Raw genomic sequence first — 18,038 nt, 5'->3', positions numbered from 1 at the left:
GGCGTTTTCACATGATTCAAGCAGCCTCGATGGACCAGCGGAGCTTCCGCAAGCTGTTGAGCCGCAACGTCGGCCTACCCCTGGGGGTTGGCCTGCTGGGGGCCGTTGCCTTCGTCGCGGTGATCAACTACCTGCTTTCGGCCTTGCAGTGGGTCGAGCACACCGACCGGGTGATCGGCAATGCCAACGAAACGGTCAAACTGTCGATCGACATGGAAACCGGCATGCGTGGCTTCCTGATCACCGGCGACGAGCGTTTCCTCGACCCCTACGAGGTGGCCAAGCCGCGCATCTTCGGTAGCCTGCAGAGCCTGCGCGGCATGGTCGAGGACAACCCGCAACAGGTCGAACGCATCGACCGGCTGATCGCCCTGCAGCAGGCGTGGAACACCTTCGGCAGCGAGATGATCAACATGCGCCGCAGCCAGGGTGATTACCGCGCCTTGATCGGCAACGGCCGCGGCAAGCGCCTGACCGACGAGATCCGCAAGGAGTTCGACAACCTGATCGCCAGCGAACAACAGTTGCGTATGGCGCGCAACGAGCGAGTCAACAGTGTGACCGTCACGGTCATGTCGTCCTTCGTGCTGTTCATCGTCGGCCTCAGTGCCTTGCTGGCCTACCTCGGGCGGCGCGACCTATTGGCGCTGTCGGGTACCTATGACGAAAACTTCAAGGCCCAGCAGCGCGCGGCCGAGCGCCTGGAACACCAGGCCTGGCTGCGCAACGGGCAGACCCAACTGGCCGAACAGGTGCTTGGCCAGCTGACCTTGCCCATGCTCGGTGACAACATCCTGCGTTTCTTCGGCGGTTACCTGGGCAGCGTGGTCGGCGCGCTGTACGTGCGTGACGAGCATGGCCGCCTGGTGCGTGTGGCCAGTTATGGCCTGGATGCCGAGGAGCAGGCCCGCGAGCAGGTGCTGGGCGATCACGAAGGCCTGCTGGCCCAGGCCGTGCGCGAAGCGCGGCTGCTGCGCCTGGACGATTTGCCCGACGACTATTTCCACCTCAGTTCCGGCCTGGGGCGGGGCCTGCCGCGTAGTGCCATGCTGATGCCCTGCAGTGATGACGGGCAGATCAACGGTGTGCTGGAGCTGGGCTTCCTGCGGCCGCTGCAGGAGCGTGACGAAGAGATGCTGCAGCGGGTCCGTGGCAACCTCGGTATCTCCATCGAAAGCGCCCGCTACCGGCAGCGCCTGCAGGAAGTGCTGGCCGAGACCCAGCAACTGAACGAAGAGCTGCAAGTGCAGCAGGAAGAGCTGAAAACCGCCAACGAAGAGCTCGAAGAGCAATCCCGCGTGCTCAAGGAGTCCCAGGCCCATCTGGAAACCCAGCAGGCGGAACTGGAGCAGACCAACGAGCAATTGTCCGAGCGCACCGAGGCGCTGGACCGCAAGAACGACGAACTGCTCCAGGCCCAGGACGAGCTGCAGGCGCGCGCCGAGGAACTGCAGCGTTCGAGCAAGTACAAGTCCGAGTTCCTCGCCAACATGTCCCACGAGCTGCGCACGCCGCTGAACAGTTCGCTGATCCTGGCCAAGCTGCTGGCGGAGAACGGCGAGGGCAACCTCAGCGACGAGCAGGTCAAGTTCGCCGAATCCATCTATTCGGCCGGCAACGACCTGCTCAACCTGATCAACGACATTCTCGACATCGCCAAGGTGGAAGCCGGCAAGCTCGAAGTGCGCCCCGAAAGCACCCAGGTGGAACGCCTGGTCGAAGGCCTGCGTGGCATGTTCGAGCCGTTGGCCGGGCACAAGGGCCTGGCCTTCGAGGTGACCACCGAGGCGCAGGTGCCGGCCACGCTGTTCACCGACCGCCAGCGCCTGGAGCAGATCCTCAAGAACCTGCTGTCCAACGCCATCAAGTTCACCGAGCGCGGCCAGGTCAGCCTGAACATCGGTTACCAGCCTGGCACCGGCATCGTCTTTGCCGTGCGCGATACCGGCATCGGCATCGCCGCCGACCAGCAGCAGGCGATCTTCGGCGCCTTCCACCAGGTCGATGGCACCAGCAACCGCCGTTATGGCGGCACCGGCCTGGGCCTGTCCATTTCCCGCGACCTGGCGCACCTGCTGGGTGGGCAGATCAGCGTCGACAGCAGCCCCGGCCAGGGCAGCGTGTTCAGCCTGATCCTGCCGGAGCGCTATGAGCGCGTGGCGCAGGATATCGAGCCGCTCAGCCTGCGCCCGGCGGTCGACAGCCTGCCACCCGCGCCGCAGGCACCGGCGGTGGCGGCGCCGAAACGCCAGGCACCGGCATTCGCCGACGACCGCGAGCGCGCGCCGTTCGGCAACCGCTGCATCCTGGTGATCGAGGACGAACCGAACTTCGCCCGCATTCTCTTCGACTTGGCCCACGAGCTGGGTTACAGCTGCCTGGTGGCGCAGGGCGCCGACGAGGGCTTCGAGCTGGCCGCCCAGTACATCCCCGATGCCATCCTGCTGGACATGCGTTTGCCCGACCATTCCGGCCTGACCGTGCTGCAACGCCTGAAGGAGCAGGCGAGCACCCGGCACATTCCGGTGCATATCATTTCCGTGGAGGACCGGGTCGAGGCTGCCATGCACATGGGCGCCGTCGGCTACGCGGTCAAGCCCACCAGCCGCGAACAACTCAAGGAAGTGTTCGCCCGCCTGGAGGCCAAGCTGACCCAGAAGCTCAAGCACATCTTGCTGGTGGAAGACGACGACCTGCAGCGCGAAAGCATTGCCCGCCTGATCGGCGACGACGATGTCGAGATCACCGCCGTGGCCATGGCCCAGGATGCCCTGGCGTTGCTGCGCGAGAACATCTACGACTGCATGATCATCGACCTCAAGCTGCCCGACATGCTCGGCAACGAGCTGCTCAAGCGCATGACCGCCGAGGACATCCGTGCCTTCCCGCCGGTGATCGTGTATACCGGGCGCAACCTGACCCGCGAAGAAGAAGCCGACCTGCTCAAGTATTCGCGCTCGATCATCATCAAGGGCGCCCGCTCGCCGGAGCGCCTGCTCGACGAAGTGACGCTGTTCCTGCACAAGGTCGAGTCGCAGCTGTCCAACGAACGCCAGCGCATGCTCAAGACCGCGCGCAGCCGCGACAAGGTATTCGAAGGCCGCAAGGTGCTGCTGGTGGACGACGACGTGCGCAACATCTTCGCCCTGACCAGCGCGCTGGAACACAAGGGCGCGATCGTCGAAATCGGCCGCAACGGCCGCGAAGCCATCGAGCGCCTGGAGCAGCATGACGACATCGACCTGGTGCTGATGGACGTGATGATGCCGGAGATGGACGGCTTCGAGGCCACCCGGCTGATCCGCCAGCAACCGCGCTGGCGCAAGCTGCCGATCATTGCCGTGACCGCCAAGGCGATGAAGGATGACCAGCAGCGTTGCCTGCAGGCCGGCGCCAACGATTACCTGGCCAAACCGATCGACCTGGACCGCTTGTTCTCGCTGATCCGTGTGTGGCTGCCGCAACTGGAGCGAATTTGACTAGCGAACGTAACACCGATATCGAAATCCGCTTGCTGATCGAGGCCATCTACCTCAAGTACAGCTACGATTTCCGCAACTATTCCGGCGCGTCGATCAAGCGCCGGATCCTGCATGCGCTGCGCCAGTTCGACTGCCTCACGGTGTCGGCGCTGCAGGAGCGCGTGCTGCACGACCCTGGCATGTTCATGCAGTTGCTGCAGTACCTGACGATCCCGGTCAGCGAGATGTTCCGCGACCCGGGGCACTACCTGGCGCTGCGCAACGAAGTGGTGCCGCTGCTGCGCACCTGGCCGTCGATCAAGGTGTGGATTGCCGGTTGCAGCACGGGCGAGGAGGTGTATTCGATGGCCATCCTGCTGCGCGAGGAGGGCCTGCTGGAGCGCACCATCATCTACGCCACCGACATCAACCCACATTCGCTGGACAAGGCCAAGCAGGGCATCTACTCGATGCAGAGCATGCGCGAGTACGCCGAAAACTATCGCATCGCCGGCGGCCGGCGGGACTTTGCCGAGTACTACACGGCGGCCTACGGCAACGCCATCATGGACAGCACCCTGCGTGACAACGTGACCTTCGCCGACCACAGCCTGGCCACCGACAGCGTGTTTTCCGAAACCCAGTTGGTGTCGTGCCGCAACGTGCTCATCTACTTCAACAAGGAACTTCAGGACCGCGCCCTGGGCCTGTTCCACGAGTCCCTGTGCCACCGCGGCTTCCTGGTGCTGGGCAGCAAGGAATCGGTGGATTTTTCCGCCTACAGCGAGCGCTTCGAGCCGCTGGTCAAGCCCGAACGGATCTACCGCAAGTCATGAAAGGCGTACGCGCGATGGTGGTCGGCGCCTCGGCGGGTGGCGTGACGGCGCTGTTCAGCGTGCTGGGCGCGTTGCCGGCCGGCTTCGCCATCCCGGTAATTTGCGTGCTGCACCTGCCCGATGACCGCCACAGCCAGCTGGCCGAGGTGCTGCAGCGCCGCCTGCGGCGGCCAGTGTGCGAGGCCCGCGACAAGCAGCCGCTGCGCGCCGGGCAGATCTACGTGGCCGGGCCGGGTTACCACCTGTCGGTGGAGCGTGACCTGACCCTGTCGTTGAGCCAGGAGCCGCCGGTGCATTTCTCCCGGCCGGCGATCGACTACCTGTTCATGTCGGCGGCCGATGCCTATGGTGCCGGCCTGCTGGGCATGCTGCTCACCGGGGCCAATGAAGATGGCGCCGAAGGCCTGGCCTATATCAAGCACAACGGGGGCCGGACCGTGGTCCAGGACCCTTGCGACGCACAGGTGGCGCTGATGCCGGAGGCCGCACTGGCCCTGCACCAGCCCGACCATATTCTTTCTCTGAGTGGCATCGAGCGATTGCTCGCCGCCCTGGAACCCAGCGCATGCTAAGCCACACCATCGCCAAACTGCTGATCGTCGACGACCTGCCAGAAAACCTGCTGGCCCTCGACGCCCTGATCCAGGGCCAAGACCGCGAGGTGCACCAGGCCCAGTCGGCCGAAGCAGCGTTGTCGCTGTTGCTCGAGCACGAGTTCGCCCTGGCCATCCTCGACGTGCAGATGCCGGGCATGAACGGTTTCGAGCTGGCCGAGCTGATGCGCGGCACGGAAAAGACCCGCAACATCCCCATCGTGTTCGTCACTGCCGCCGGGCGCGAGATGAACTACGCGTTCAAGGGTTATGAAAGCGGCGCGGTGGACTTTCTGTACAAGCCGCTCGACACCTTGGCGGTGAAGAGCAAGGTGTCGGTCTTCGTCGACCTGTACCGCCAGCGCAAGGTGCTCGACCGCCAGTTGCAGGCCCTGGAACGCAGCCGCCAGGAGCAGGAGCTGCTGCTGGCCCAGCTGCAAACGGCGCGGGGTGAACTGGAGCATGCCGTGCGCATGCGCGATGACTTCATGTCGATCGTGTCCCACGAGGTGCGCACCCCGCTCAATGGCCTGATCCTGGAAACCCAACTGCGCAAGCTGCACCTGGCACGCGGCAATCTTGCCGCCTTCAGCGGCGACAAGCTGCAGGCCATGGTCGAGCGCGACGAGCGGCAGATCAACAGCCTGATCCGCCTGGTCGAAGACATGCTCGATGTATCGCGCATCCGCACCGGCAAACTGTCGCTGCGGCCCAAGGCGTTCGACCTGGGCCAGCTGGTGCGCGGCCTGGTGGAGAACTTTGCTGCCCAGGCCAGCGCACTGGATACCCATTTCGAGTTGCAACGCTGCGAGCCGCTGCGGGGCGAGTGGGACGAGTTTCGCATCGAGCAGGTGCTGGCCAACCTGTTGTCCAATGCCTTGCGTTATGGTGAGCGCAAACCGGTGCAGGTGCGGGTGTTCGAGCAGGACGGCCTGGCCTGCGTGCAGGTGCAGGACCATGGCATCGGCATCTGCGTGGCCAACCAGCAGCGCATCTTCCAGCAGTTCGAGCGGGTCGCCACCCAGCAGGCCAGTGGTGGGTTGGGCCTGGGGCTGTACATATCGGAGCAGATCGTCCAGGCACACGGCGGGCGCATACTGGTGGAGAGTGAAGAGGGCAAAGGCGCCACCTTTACCTTGCAGTTGCCACTGGCAACTTACGAACAACAAAACGACCAGGCACGGGCAACCTCTGCCTGAGCCTGGGGTCTGATGGCCAGCTGTAAGTATTTCAAGGCGTTGACATGAGTGAAGATGCACAAGATGTAGTACTGGTGGTCGAGGACGAACCGGCGATTCGCATGATCCTGCGTGATTACCTGGCAGGCGAGGGTTACCACGTGCTGGTGGCCGAGGATGGCGAGCAAGCGTTCGCGATCCTGGCGAGCAAGCCGCACCTCGACCTGATGGTGACGGACTTCCGCTTGCCGGGCGGGATTTCCGGGGTGGACATTGCCGAGCCGGCGGTGAAATTGCGGCCGGACCTGAAGGTGATCTTCATCAGCGGCTACCCGGCAGAGATTCTCGAATCCGGCAGCCCGATCACCCGCAAGGCACCGATCCTGGCCAAGCCGTTCGACCTGGATACCTTGCACGAGCAGATCCAGTTCCTGTTGCGTTAAAGCTGATGGCCCTATCGCCGGCAAGCCAGCTCCCACAGGTACACCACAGGTCTTCAGGCTTGTGGTGTACCTGTGGGAGCTGGCTTGCCGGCGATAGGGCCGGAACAGGCTAGCGCAGTGTCCGCTCCAGCCCACCCACCAGCATGCTTTCCATCAACCCCAGCCCCTGTTCTTCGGGCAAGGCCTTCAACAACCCCGGCAACTGGTTCAGCAGCGTCGCCACCACATGCGCCGTGGCCACCAGGGCCTGCCCCTGCAACTTCGCCTGCGGTGCGATCAACCTCAGCAACCCCGCCTCATAGCGCTTGCGCAGCAAGGCCAGGCGCGCCTGCTGGTCTTCGTTCAGGCAACAGAAGTCGCGCTCCGCCAGGCGAAACTGCATGGGCCGCTCGGCATGCAGCTGCCAGTGCGCGGCAATCAGGCAGCTCAACGCCGACGCCCCGCGCGCCATGGCCCGGCGCCCCTGATCCAGGGTGGCCTGCAACTCCTCGTACAACTCCTCGATCAGGTCGAACAACAAGTCCTGCTTGCTGGGAAAGTGGTGGTACAGCGAGCCGGCGGTAAGCCCCACATGGGCCGCCAGCTCGCGCATGCTGACCTGGCCAAAGCCCTTTTCGGCAAACAGCGCCATGGCCCGGTCACGTCGCTCTTCAAAGTTGGCACAGCGCATCGCGGCATTGACCGGGGGCATGGCGTTCGCTCCTCAGTAGGTGAAGAAACCGCGGCCGCTCTTGCGCCCCAGCCAACCGGCCGCGACCATTTCCTTGAGCAACGGGGCAGGGCGGTACTTGCTGTCGTTGAAGCCTTCATGGAAGGCCTCCATGATCGCCAGCAGGGTGTCCAGGCCGATCAGGTCGGCCAGGGCCAGCGGGCCGATCGGCTGGTTGCAGCCCAGGCGCATGCCGGTGTCGATGTCCTCGGCACTGGCCAGGCCTTCCTGGCGCACGAAGATCGCTTCGTTGATCATCGGCACCAGGATGCGGTTGACCACGAAGCCCGGGCGGTTGCCGGCGGTGATCGGGGTCTTGCCGACTTTTTCGGTCACCACCAGCGCCTGGGCGTAGGTGCTGTCGCTGGTCTGCAGGCCGCGAATGATCTCGACCAGCGCCATCATCGGCACCGGGTTGAAGAAGTGCACGCCAATGAAACGCTCGGGGTGCTCGATGCTGGCCGCCAGCTGGGTGACCGACAGCGACGAGGTGTTGGTGGCGATCAGGCAGTCGGCGGCGACGTTGGCCGCCACCTGCTGCAGGATGCGCTGCTTGAGCTGCAGGTTCTCGGTGGCGGCCTCGATCACCAGCTGCGCGCCACTCAACTGGGTGTAGTCGGTGCTGGTGCGAATGCGCGTGCGGGCGGCTGCCGCCTTGTCGGCGTCGAGGGTGCCTTTGCCGACCTGGCGCTCGAGGTTCTTGCTCAAGGTGGCCACGCCGCGCTCCAGCGCAGCGTCGGAAACATCCACCAGCAGTACCTGGTAGCCGGCCACCGCACACACCTGGGCAATGCCGTTGCCCATGGTGCCAGCGCCGATCACGGCAATCTGTTCAATGCTCATGTGTCAGGCTCCCTCAGGCGCGCTCGAAGACCACGGCGATGCCTTGGCCGCCGCCGATGCACATGGTGGCCAGGGCGTAGCGGCCTTGGATGCGATGCAGCTCATGGATGGCCTTGGTGGCGATGATTGCGCCGGTGGCGCCCACCGGGTGACCCAGGGAAATGCCCGAACCGTTGGGGTTGACCTTTTCCGGGTCGAAGCCCAGTTCGCGAGCCACGGCGCAGGCCTGGGCGGCGAAGGCTTCGTTGGACTCGATCACATCCAGGTCCTGCACCTTCAGGCCGGTCTTCTCCAGCACCTTGCGGGTGGCCGGGATCGGGCCCAGGCCCATCAGTTCAGGCTCGACGCCAGCATGGGCGTAGCCCACCAGGCGTGCCAGCGGCTTCAGGCCCAGGCGGCGCACCGCATCACCACTGGCCAGTACCAGGCCGCCAGCGCCGTCGTTGATGCCACTGGCGTTGCCGGCGGTAACGGTGCCGTCTTTCTTGAACACGGTCTTCATCCCCGCCAGTTGCTCGGCGGTCACTTCGCCACGCACATGCTCGTCGGTGCTGAACTGCACGCTGCCCTTGCGGGTTTTCAGTTCCAGCGGGACGATCTGGCTGGCGAAGCGGCCTTCGGCAATGGCGCGGGCAGCGCGATGCTGGCTGGTCAGGGCCAGTTCGTCCTGCATTTCGCGGGTAATGCCGTGCTTGGCCGCAACGTTCTCGGCAGTGATGCCCATATGGAAGTGTTCGAACGGGTCCTGCAGCACGCCGACGGTGTAGTCGATGCCTTGCAGGTCACCCATGCGAGCGCCCCAGCGTGCCTGCGGCAGCAGGTACGGGCCACGGCTCATGGATTCGGCGCCGGCTGCCACGGCCACATCGGTGTCGCCGAGCAGCAGGCATTGGGCTGCCGAGACGATGGCCTGCAGGCCCGAGCCGCACAGGCGGTTGACGTTGAATGCCGGGGTTTCCTTGGGGATGCCGGCGTTCATTGCCGCTACGCGGGCCAGGTAGGCGTCACGCGGTTCGGTGGGGATCACCGTGCCCATCACCAGGTGGCCGACTTGCTCGGCGGCCACGCCCGAGCGCTCGATGGCGGCGCGGGTGATGGCGCTGGCCAGGTCGGCCAGCGGCAGGTCCTTGAGGGAACCGCCAAAGCCACCAATGGCTGAACGGACGGCACTGACGACGTAGATTTCTGCGCTGCTCATAGGGGCTCCGATTGCGAAGGCATGGCGGGACTGGGCCAGGCTCTGCGAGAATGGCCGACGATCCCGGAGTGGGACCGAGTCTAGGCAAAGGCTCTGTTGCAGCCTATGCCGGAACTGTTCAGACAACCTGGCACTTTTTGCCACTCAGCATAGACAGCGAAAACCGCCATGCGCGATAGCGATTCGGTCGCCGTGTACTTCCTCAATGCCATGCTCCACGCCCTGCGCGACTGCCCCGCCGAACGCGATGCGCAGCTGCGTGCGGTGGGCATCGACCCGCAACTGCTCGAGCAGCCCCAGGCCCGTGTACCGGCCAAGGCCTTCGCCCAGCTGTGGCTGGCGCTGATCCAGCGCCTGGACGACGAGTTCTTCCGCCTCGACAGCCACGGCATGCCGCCGGGCAGTTTCGCCCTGATCTGCCGGGGCCTGATCCTGGAGCCGAACCTGGAAAAGGCCTTGCGCCAGTGCATGGGCGGTTTTGGCCTGTTTCTGCGTGATTTGCGCGGCAGCCTGACGCTGCGTGGCGGGCGGGCGCTGATCAGTGTGCAGTCGAGCATCGCTGACCCGCTGACCCGGGTGTATGCCGAGGAAACCTACCTGGTGCTGATGATCGGCATGCTGTGCTGGCTGGCCGGGCGGCGGATCGCCATCGACCGCACCGAGCTGGCGGTGTCGCGCCCGGCCCAGGAGGACGACCTGCTGCTGTGGGGGCCGGACCTGCGCCTGGGCAGCGGGCGCACCGAGGTGGAGTTCGACAGCGCCTACCTGCGCCTGCCGGTGGTGCAGGATGTGGCGGCCCTGAAAACCTTCCTGCGCAGCGCGCCGCAGGGGCTGGTGATTCGCTTTCGCAACCAGAACGGGCTGGTGGCCGAGGTGTACCGGCACCTGCGGGCGCGGCGCTATGGGCAGTGGCCGACGCTGGCGGCGCTGGCGCAGCAGCAGGGGGTCAGTGCCAGTACTTTCCGTCGGCAGCTGGAGCGGGAAGGGCGTTCGTACCAGCAGATCAAGGATGAGGTGCGCCGGGCAATGGCCTTCGAGCGGTTGCGCGAAGGGGAACTGAGTATTGCCGAGATTGCCGAGCAGACCGGGTTCCAGGAGCCCAGTGCGTTTCACCGGGCGTTCAAGAAATGGACCGGGCAGAGCCCCGGCAGCTACCGGGCGCGGTTGCCCGGGCGTTGAGATGTTGCCTGTGCGGGCCTCTTCGCGGGTAAACCCGCTCCCACAGGGGACTCACAGAATCTGAAAAATGTGCTGTACCTGTGGGAGCGGGTTTACCCGCGAAGAGGCCGGTACAGGCTACCGATCAATGATCAGGCCGGCACCATGGCAAACCCGACCCCGAAGCGGTTCCAGGCATTGATGGTGGCGATTGCCAGGGTCAGGTTGGCCACCTCGGCCGGCTCGAAGTGTTCCTGCAAGGCTTCATATTCGCCCTGCGGCGCGCCGTGTTCGGGCAGCCGGGTCAGGCTCTCCACCCAGGCCAGCGCAGCACGCTCGCGCGGGGTGAAGTAGGCGGTTTCCTGCCAGACGCACAAGGTCTGCAGGCGTGCCTCGGTCTCACCGGCCTTGCGCGCATCGTTGGCGTGCAGGTTGACGCAGTAGGCGCAGCCGTTGATCTGCGAGGCCCGCAGGCGCACCAGTTCCAGCAGGGAATTCTCCAGGCCGCTCTTGGCCAGGGCCTGCTCCAGGCCGACCATGGCTTTGTAGGCCTCGGGGGCGTGCTTGGCCCATTCGATACGGTTGTGCATGGCTGTCTCCAAAGGGTGTGGGGTGGGGATGGCGCTACTGTAGCGCCGCACGTTGGCCTCCCCGATAGCCAATCGCGCGCATCAGCGGGAGGCCAATCGGCCATTCGGGAGGCCACTGACAGGCATCCAATCTCTTCATTTCTGCCAGGCCGCCCAAGCCCGGATAATGACCAGGTCTTGCAACAGGAGAACCGATTCATGTCCGAAGAACGCTACATGCGCGAAGCGCTCGACCTGGCCCGCGCCAACATCAAGGCCGGTGGCCGGCCCTTCGGCGCCGTGCTGGTGTACCAGGGGCAGGTGCTGGCACGTGCGGTCAACGAGATCCACAGCACCCAGGACCCGACCGCCCACGCCGAGATGCAGGCCATCCGCAAGGCCAGCCACGCCCTGGGCCAGGCGCGCCTGGATGGCGCCGAAATCTACGCCAGTGGCCACCCGTGCCCGATGTGCCTGGCGGCCATGCACCTGTGCGGCATCGAGCGGGCCTGGTTTGCCTACGACAACGCCGAGGGCGAACCCTATGGCTTGTCCACCGCGGCGGTGTACGCGCAGATGGCTCGCCCGCCCCAGCAGCAGAGCTTGCCGCTGCGCGCACTGAAGCCCAGCGGCGAAGCCGGTCTGTACCTTGAATGGAAACAGGCCAACGCACAATGAGAGCGGCATTGAACCTGCTGCTGGTCATGCTGCTGGCACTGAACCTGCGGCCGATCCTGACCAGTATCGGCCCGTTGCTGGAACCCATGCGCGCCAGTACCGGCCTGGGTTACCAGCAGGCGGCCTTGCTGACGGCGTTGCCGGTGCTGTGCATGGGCCTGGTGCCCCTGCTGCAGCCCTGGTTGCGGCGCTGGATCAGTGAACATGGCGGCATGCTCGCTGGCCTGTCTGCCATCGCCCTGGCCTGCCTGTGGCGCCTGCAACTGGGCAGCGCGTGGGCGCTGATTGCCAGTGCGGTGGTCGCCGGCCTGGGGGTGGCGGTAGTGCAAGGCATGATGCCGGGACTGGTCAACCGCTGGTTCCCCGGCCGCCTGGCGGGGGCGATGGGCCTGTATTCGGCAGCGCTGATGAGCGGCGGCGGCCTGGCTGCCGTGCTCGGGCCGCACATCAGTGGCTACTTCGGCCACTGGCAGGTCGGCCTGGGCGTGTGGGCGATCCCGGCTGTGCTGGCGGTGCTGGCCTGGGCCGTGCTGCGGCCACGCCAGCAGGCGCCGAAGCTGGCCGGTGCCACCGGCGGTCACTGGTTCGGTACGCGCCGGACCTGGTTGCTGGCGCTGTACTTCGGCTTGATCAACGGCGGCTACACCAGCATGGTGGCCTGGTTGCCGGCCTATCACATCGAGCATGGCGGCAGCGCCCAAGGCGGTGCCGACCTGGTGGGCCTGATGACCATCTTCCAGGTGGCCGGTGCACTGGGCCTGCCGCTGTTGCTGCGGCGCTGGGCAGACCGGCGCCCAGGCCTGTGGCTGGCCTTGGCGATCCAGCTGGTGGGTTTTCTCGGCCTGCTGCTGGCACCCACGCTGGCCTCGGGGCTGTGGGTGGCGATGATCGGTTTCGGCCTGGGCGCCTGCTTCAGCCAGAGCCTGACGCTGACCCTGGAGCACCTGAAGACGCCTGCCGAGGCTGGCAGCCTGGCGGCGTTCGTGCAGGGCATCGGCTTCATCATTACCGGCATCGTGCCGTACGTCACCGGCTGGTTGCGCGACATCAGCGGTGATTTCCAGGCCTCGTGGACGCTGCTGACCGTGACCGTGGTGGCAATGCTGCTGGTTACCGCCTGCTTCAACCCACGCGGTTATGCCGCGGCCATTGCCCGCCCGGTAGTGGCGGGCAAGGCCGCACCGGTCAACTGAGGCGCTGCAAGGTGTCGCGCACCCGGTCCAGCGCTGGGTCGATGTCCAGCAGCTCGATGGCGCCGAAGCCCAGCAACAGCCCCGGGCGCACTGGCGCTTCGCTGAAGAACGGCGCCAGCGAGTACAGGCCGACCTCCACCTTGCGTGCGAGGTTGGCCAGCAGCTCGACATCGACCCCAGGTTTGGCCAGGGCGCTGAGGTGGAACCCGGCGCTGGCGGGGATGGCGCTGAACCACGGTGACAGGTCGCCGCCCAGCCGCGCGAGGATGCGTTCGCGACGGGCGCTGTAGACCTCGTGGCAACGGCGGATGTGCTTGTTCAGGTGGCCTTCGCCGAGAAACCGCGCCAGTGCCCACTGCAACAGGGTCGGGCTGTGCCAGTCGCTGAGGTGCTTGGCTACGCAAGCGGCCTTCAACACGGCGGGCGGCAGTACGGCGTAGCCCAGGCGCAACTCGGGCAGCAAGGTCTTGGAAAAGGTCCCCACATAGGCCACCAGGCCATGGCGGTCGAGGCGTTGCAACGCCTCCGCGGCTGGGCCGTGGTAGCGGAACTCGCAGTCGTAGTCGTCTTCGATGATCAACGCACCCAGCTCGGCGGCCCGTGCCAGCAGGGCGTGCCGGCGTGGCTCGCTCATCGGCATGCCCAGCGGGAACTGGTGCGAGGGCGTCACGTAGATCAGCCGCGTGCCGTCGGCGATCTGTTCCACGCACAGGCCTTCATCGTCCACCGGTACCGATTGCAGGCGCGCGCCCAGGGCCAGGAACAGTTGCCGCGCTGGCGGGTAGCCCGGGTCTTCCATGGCCACCTGGCAACCCGGCTCGACCAATACCCGGGCGATCAGGTCCAGAGCCTGCTGGGCGCCGTTGCACACCAGCAGGTCGGCGGCGCTGCAGTGCACGCCGCGGGCGTAGGCGACGTGATGGGCAATGGCCTCGCGCAGCTCTGGCAGGCCCTGGGCCGGGAACTGCCGCTCGGGGTGGCGCTGGCTGCGGCGCAGGGCATAGTTCAGGCAACTGCGCCACTGGTCGAACGGGAACTGCGCCTTGCTCGAGGCCCCGCCGATGAAGTCGTAACGCGAGGGAGCGTCCAGCTGACGTTGGCTCAGCACGGTGGCGCGCTGCTGCCAGCGCTCGAGGGACGCGGCAGCGGCCAGGGGAATGGCGGTCGATTCGCTGCTGCGCAGCGGCTGGCGCGGGGTGATGAAGGTGCCCCGGCCGACCACGCCGCTCAGCAGGTTGTCGTAGGTCAGCCGGGAATAGGCCTCGGCCACGGTCTTGCGCGACACGCCCAGCTGCTCTGCCAGCAGGCGGCTTGGCGGCAGTTGGGTGCCGGCGGCCAGGTGGCCGCTGTCGATGCCGGCGCGCAGTTGCTGGTAAAGCTGGTCGGCCAGGCCTTTGCGGCCTTCCAGGCGAATGTGCAGTTCCATGGAGCGGTCCGGAGCGGGGAAGTGCTCAGGATAGCGGATTGGTCGGGGAAGGGCATGGGGCCGCTTTGCGGCCCATCGCCGGCAAGCCAGCTCCCACAGGGATAGCACATGGCTTGAGGTCTTCGCGGTCTGCCTGTTCTGGCCCCATCGCTGGCAAGCCAGCTCCCACAGGTACTGCACAATGCTTGAGGTCGGTGCAGTCGAGGTGGGAGCTGGCTTGCCGGCGATGGGCTGCAGAGCAGCCCCCAGGCAAGCGGTAGGTAATCAGAAGCGTGCCGTACTCACCGTGATGTAGCCCTTGTCCGCCAGCGCGATACGTATCACTGTCTCGTCCGCCGGCGCCTTGCGGTTGCGCTTGATGCGCACGCCTTCCACCGCCGCCGCTTTCATGTGCTCGGTAATGGCCCGCCCGTTCGGGTCGAAGAACAACTCGCTGGCCAGCAACTCGATACGCTCGATCAGCTGGCGGGAGCGTTCATCGGTGGCGCAGAAGAACATCACCCCCGACAGGTGGGGGTCTTCGTCCGGGTTGTTCATGTCATGGGCCAGCAGTTCGCGCAGGGTGCTGCGCAATTCGGCAGTGGGGCGGGCGTACAGGTGCATGCGGAACCTCCTCTGGATCGCGACCTCGCGTCATCCAGTGCCGATCATGTTTTCAGTGGGCAGGGGGCAACAAGTAGGACGCATCCGAGCAACGCGTAGGAGTTTTCTGAAGATGCAGGAGTGACACCCCAAGCTGGCGGGAGGACAGCGCCTGCGGCACAATTTGCCGCCCGCTACCCGCCTTGCCGAGGATTGCCATGAACAGCCATTTCCAAGCCGTCGACCTGAAAAAGGCCTATCGCCTGCTGAACCACGGCCCGACGGTGCTGGTGTCGGCCAGCCACGAAGGGGTGGACAATGTGATGGCGGCCGCCTGGGCCTGTGCGCTGGATTTCGACCCACCCAAGGTGACCGTGGTACTCGACAAGACCGCCCGCACCCGGCAGTTGGTGGAGGGCAGTGGCTGGTTCGTGATCCAGGTGCCCACCGCGGCGCAGGCGCAGCTGACCCACCAGGTGGGTACCCGCAGCCTGTTCGACCAGCCCGACAAGCTCGCCAGCATTGGTGTGCAGCTGGCGCGGGTCGAGGGGCATGCGGCGCCGTTGGTGGAGGGCTGTTCGGCCTGGTTGATGTGCCGGGTGATCGACGAGCCGCACAACCAGAGCACCTACGACCTGTTCATTGGCGAGGTGGTGGCGGCCTGGGCCGATGACCGGGTGTTCCGCGATGGCCACTGGGCCTACGAGAATGCCGACCCGCAGTGGCGCAGTTTGCACTACGTGGCGGGTGGGCATTTTTATGCGATAGGCGAGCCGGTGGTGGTCGATTCGCAAAGTTGATTACACCTGGCCCGGCCTCATCGCCGGCAAGCCAGCTCCCACAGGTATCACACCAGGCCTGAAGCCTGTGCAGTACCTGTGGGAGCTGGCTTGCCGGCGATAGGGCCGCATAGCGGCCCCTGTCAGCATCAGCGCCCGACCTCCTGCTTGAAGCGCAAGCGCCAGCCATGCAGCAACGGTTCGGTATAGCCACTGGGCTGCTGCCGGCCCTTGAACACCAGCTCCCGCGCAGCGCGGAATGCATGCGATGTCTCGAAACCGGCGGCCATTGGCCGGTACGCCGGGTCCCCGGCATTCTGCTGGTCGACCACGCGGGCCATGCGTTGCATGGTCGCCTCGACCTGATCGGCATCGACCACCCCGTGGTGCAGCCAGTTGGCAATGTGCTGCGCCGAAATCCGCAGGGTCGCGCGGTCTTCCATCAGGCCCACATCATGGATATCCGGCACCTTGGAACAGCCGACCCCTTGCTCGACCCAGCGCACCACGTAACCGAGGATACCCTGGCAGTTGTTGTCCAGTTCGGCCTGGATGTCGGCTGCGCTCCAGGGCCGCTCGGGGCTGACCGGGACACTGAGCAGGTCATGCAGCAACTCGGCGCGCTGGGCATTCAGGTCAACCTGTTCCAGCGTTTGCTGCACGGCCGCCACATCCACCTGGTGGTAGTGCAGCGCATGCAGCGTCGCGGCTGTGGGCGAGGGCACCCAGGCGGTGTTGGCGCCGGCCCTGGGCTGGGCGACTTTCTGTTCGAGCATGGCCGCCATCAGGTCGGGCATGGCCCACATGCCCTTGCCGATCTGCGCCTTGCCGCGCAGGCCACAGGCCAGCCCCACCAGTACGTTGCTGCGCTCGTAGGCCTGGATCCAGGCACTGCCTTTCATGTCACCCTTGCGCAGCATGGCGCCGGCTTCCATGGCCGTGTGCATCTCGTCACCGGTGCGGTCGAGGAAGCCGGTGTTGATGAATACCACCCGTGACGCGGCGCTGGCGATGCAGGCCTTGAGGTTGACGCTGGTACGCCGCTCCTCGTCCATGATGCCCATCTTCAGCGTATGTGCGGGCAGGCCCAACAGGGCTTCGACGCGGCCGAACAGCTGGTCGGCAAAGGCCACCTCGGCCGGCCCGTGCATCTTCGGCTTGACGATGTACAGGCTGCCCTCGCGGGAATTGCCGCGGCGCTTGAGGTCATGCAGGCCGATCAGGCTGGTGACCACGGCATCGAGGATGCCTTCCGGGATTTCCCGGCCATCACGGTCGTGGATGGCCGGGTTGGTCATCAGGTGGCCGACGTTGCGGATGAACAGCAGCGAGCGGCCCGGCAGGGTCAGTGGCTGGCCGTCTGCGCCGTGGTAGTGGCGGTCTTCGGCCAGGGTGCGTTCAAAGGTTTTGCCGCCCTTGCTGACCTGCTCGCTGAGGTCGCCCTTCATCAGGCCCAGCCAGTTGCGGTAGACGTTGACCTTGTCGTCGGCATCCACGGCGGCTACCGAGTCTTCGCAGTCGATGATGGTGGTGAGCGCGGCCTCCAGCAGGATGTCCTTGACCCCGGCCGGGTCCTGCTGGCCAATGGCGTTGGCCGGGTCGACCTGGATTTCGAAATGCAGCTGGTGATGCTGCAACAGGATCGCTGTTGGCGTGTTCGGCTCACCTTGGTAGCCACGCAGTTGCGCGGGGTGCATGAGCCCCACCTGGCGGCCATCGGCCAGGGTTGCCTGCAGCATGCCCTGGCTGATCGCGTAGGCCTTGGCGTCGTTGTGCGACGCACCGTCGAGCGGGGCAGCGGTGTCGAGGAACTGCCGGCCATAGGCGATCACCTTGGCGCCGCGTCGCGGGTTGTAGCCTTGGCCACGTTCGGCGCCATCGGTTTCGGCGATGGCATCGGTGCCGTACAGGGCATCGTACAGCGAGCCCCAGCGGGCGTTGGCGGCGTTGAGGGCGTAGCGGGCGTTGCTCAGTGGCACCACCAGTTGCGGGCCGGCCTGCACGGCGATCTCGCGGTCGACGTTGCGGGTGCTGACCTGCACGCTTGCCGGGGGCTCCACAAGGTAGCCGATGCCTTGCAGGAAGTGCTGGTAGGCGGCCATGTCACGGATCGGGCCGGGGTGCTGGCGGTGCCAGTTGTCCAGTTCTGCTTGCAGGCGCTCGCGTTCGGCGAGCAGGGCGCGGTTTTGTGGTGCGAGGTCGTGGACCAGGGTGCTGAAGCCTTGCCAGAAGGTGCGGGCTTCGATGCCGGTGCCGGGGAGGGCTTCGTCTTCGATGAAGCGCTGCAGGGTGGGGGCGATCTGGAGTGGATGGTTTGGCATTGTCTGTTCGCTCGATGTTCAGGCTTCTGGAAAGTTTTTGCTTGTGCCGGCCTCTTCGCGGGCTTGCCCGC

At 65.8% G+C, this 18,038-nt stretch carries 16 protein-coding genes; 9 read left to right on the top strand and 7 right to left on the bottom strand.

Translation table 11 applies throughout. From position 1 onward, the window contains the following. The first annotated feature begins 11 nt into the window (after nt 1-11). Genes CAG44_RS20995 through CAG44_RS20975 form a run of 5 tightly spaced genes read left to right on the top strand, consistent with a single transcriptional unit; the run spans nt 12 to nt 6,511 of the window. Nucleotides 12-3,479 (top strand): response regulator, encoded by a 3,468-nt coding sequence (locus CAG44_RS20995; RefSeq protein WP_085591019.1) that lies wholly within the window; start codon nt 12-14, stop codon nt 3,477-3,479. Next, a complete protein-coding gene (locus CAG44_RS20990; protein WP_003259474.1) occupies nt 3,476-4,297 on the top strand; it encodes a protein-glutamate O-methyltransferase CheR in 822 nt (273 codons plus the stop codon). Before CAG44_RS20995 ends, CAG44_RS20990 begins: the two co-directional genes overlap by 4 nt. Further along, complete coding sequence (locus CAG44_RS20985; RefSeq protein WP_085591023.1) at nt 4,294-4,869, top strand: chemotaxis protein CheB; 576 nt, start codon at nt 4,294-4,296, stop codon at nt 4,867-4,869. Before CAG44_RS20990 ends, CAG44_RS20985 begins: the two co-directional genes overlap by 4 nt. Further along, complete coding sequence (locus CAG44_RS20980) at nt 4,863-6,089, top strand: hybrid sensor histidine kinase/response regulator (protein WP_025338695.1); 1,227 nt, start codon at nt 4,863-4,865, stop codon at nt 6,087-6,089. The genes CAG44_RS20985 and CAG44_RS20980 overlap by 7 nt, the downstream gene beginning before the upstream one ends. A 44-nt stretch (nt 6,090-6,133) precedes the next feature. After that, nucleotides 6,134-6,511: a response regulator gene (locus CAG44_RS20975; RefSeq protein WP_085591025.1), complete on the top strand. Its 378-nt coding sequence runs from the start codon at nt 6,134-6,136 to the stop codon at nt 6,509-6,511. A 109-nt stretch (nt 6,512-6,620) separates the two neighbouring features. Here the strand turns inward: CAG44_RS20975 and CAG44_RS20970 are convergent, their stop codons facing one another. From CAG44_RS20970 to CAG44_RS20960, 3 genes are read right to left on the bottom strand one after another with little or no spacing between them, the layout of a single operon-like run. Then, nucleotides 6,621-7,202 carry a TetR/AcrR family transcriptional regulator gene (locus tag CAG44_RS20970; protein WP_085591027.1) on the bottom strand — a complete coding sequence of 194 codons (582 nt, stop codon included), beginning with the start codon at nt 7,200-7,202 and terminating at the stop codon, nt 6,621-6,623. Between the two features lie 12 nt (nt 7,203-7,214). Next, complete coding sequence (locus CAG44_RS20965) at nt 7,215-8,063, bottom strand: 3-hydroxybutyryl-CoA dehydrogenase (RefSeq protein ID WP_025338697.1); 849 nt, start codon at nt 8,061-8,063, stop codon at nt 7,215-7,217. Nucleotides 8,064-8,076: 13 nt separating this feature from the next. After that, nucleotides 8,077-9,261, bottom strand: coding sequence for an acetyl-CoA C-acyltransferase family protein (locus CAG44_RS20960; protein ID WP_085692912.1), 1,185 nt, complete (start codon nt 9,259-9,261; stop codon nt 8,077-8,079). A 168-nt stretch (nt 9,262-9,429) separates the two neighbouring features. On the opposite strand from CAG44_RS20960, the gene CAG44_RS20955 reads away from it, so the two are divergent. Then, the gene (locus CAG44_RS20955) at nt 9,430-10,440 is read left to right on the top strand and encodes an AraC family transcriptional regulator (RefSeq protein WP_085692911.1); all 1,011 of its coding nucleotides are present in this window, start codon (nt 9,430-9,432) and stop codon (nt 10,438-10,440) included. A 131-nt stretch (nt 10,441-10,571) separates the two neighbouring features. Here CAG44_RS20955 and CAG44_RS20950 read toward each other — a convergent pair whose 3' ends face one another. Continuing rightward, nucleotides 10,572-11,009, bottom strand: a complete 438-nt coding sequence (locus CAG44_RS20950; RefSeq protein ID WP_025338700.1) for a carboxymuconolactone decarboxylase family protein — start codon at nt 11,007-11,009, stop codon at nt 10,572-10,574. Nucleotides 11,010-11,207: 198 nt separating this feature from the next. Between CAG44_RS20950 and CAG44_RS20945 the strand changes: the two genes are divergently transcribed. Together CAG44_RS20945 and CAG44_RS20940 are read left to right on the top strand one after the other, a co-directional pair. Continuing rightward, nucleotides 11,208-11,666, top strand: a complete 459-nt coding sequence (locus CAG44_RS20945; RefSeq protein WP_025338701.1) for a nucleoside deaminase — start codon at nt 11,208-11,210, stop codon at nt 11,664-11,666. Beyond that, complete coding sequence (locus tag CAG44_RS20940; protein ID WP_085692910.1) at nt 11,663-12,859, top strand: CynX/NimT family MFS transporter; 1,197 nt, start codon at nt 11,663-11,665, stop codon at nt 12,857-12,859. Before CAG44_RS20945 ends, CAG44_RS20940 begins: the two co-directional genes overlap by 4 nt. On the opposite strand, the gene CAG44_RS20935 is transcribed toward CAG44_RS20940, so the two are convergent. Both CAG44_RS20935 and CAG44_RS20930 read right to left on the bottom strand, forming a co-directional pair. Beyond that, entirely contained in the window at nt 12,852-14,285 is a 1,434-nt protein-coding gene (locus CAG44_RS20935; RefSeq protein WP_085692909.1) for a PLP-dependent aminotransferase family protein, read from the bottom strand. The genes CAG44_RS20940 and CAG44_RS20935 overlap by 8 nt on opposite strands. 264 nt (nt 14,286-14,549) lie before the next feature. Next, the gene (locus CAG44_RS20930; RefSeq protein ID WP_085591035.1) at nt 14,550-14,888 is read right to left on the bottom strand and encodes a hypothetical protein; all 339 of its coding nucleotides are present in this window, start codon (nt 14,886-14,888) and stop codon (nt 14,550-14,552) included. A gap of 197 nt (nt 14,889-15,085) precedes the next feature. On the opposite strand from CAG44_RS20930, the gene CAG44_RS20925 reads away from it, so the two are divergent. Continuing rightward, on the top strand, nt 15,086-15,667 hold the full coding sequence (locus tag CAG44_RS20925) for a flavin reductase family protein (RefSeq protein ID WP_085591037.1): 582 nt from the start codon (nt 15,086-15,088) through the stop codon (nt 15,665-15,667). Between the two features lie 128 nt (nt 15,668-15,795). On the opposite strand, the gene CAG44_RS20920 is transcribed toward CAG44_RS20925, so the two are convergent. After that, the gene (locus CAG44_RS20920) at nt 15,796-17,967 is read right to left on the bottom strand and encodes a malate synthase G (protein WP_085692908.1); all 2,172 of its coding nucleotides are present in this window, start codon (nt 17,965-17,967) and stop codon (nt 15,796-15,798) included. Nucleotides 17,968-18,038: the final 71 nt, after the last annotated feature.

The organism is Pseudomonas sp. B13(2017), from assembly GCF_002113245.1.
GTDB lineage: Bacteria > Pseudomonadota > Gammaproteobacteria > Pseudomonadales > Pseudomonadaceae > Aquipseudomonas > Aquipseudomonas putida_Z.
The sequence above is the reverse complement of the archived record's forward strand: the minus strand, read 5'-3'. Positions and strand labels throughout refer to the sequence as shown.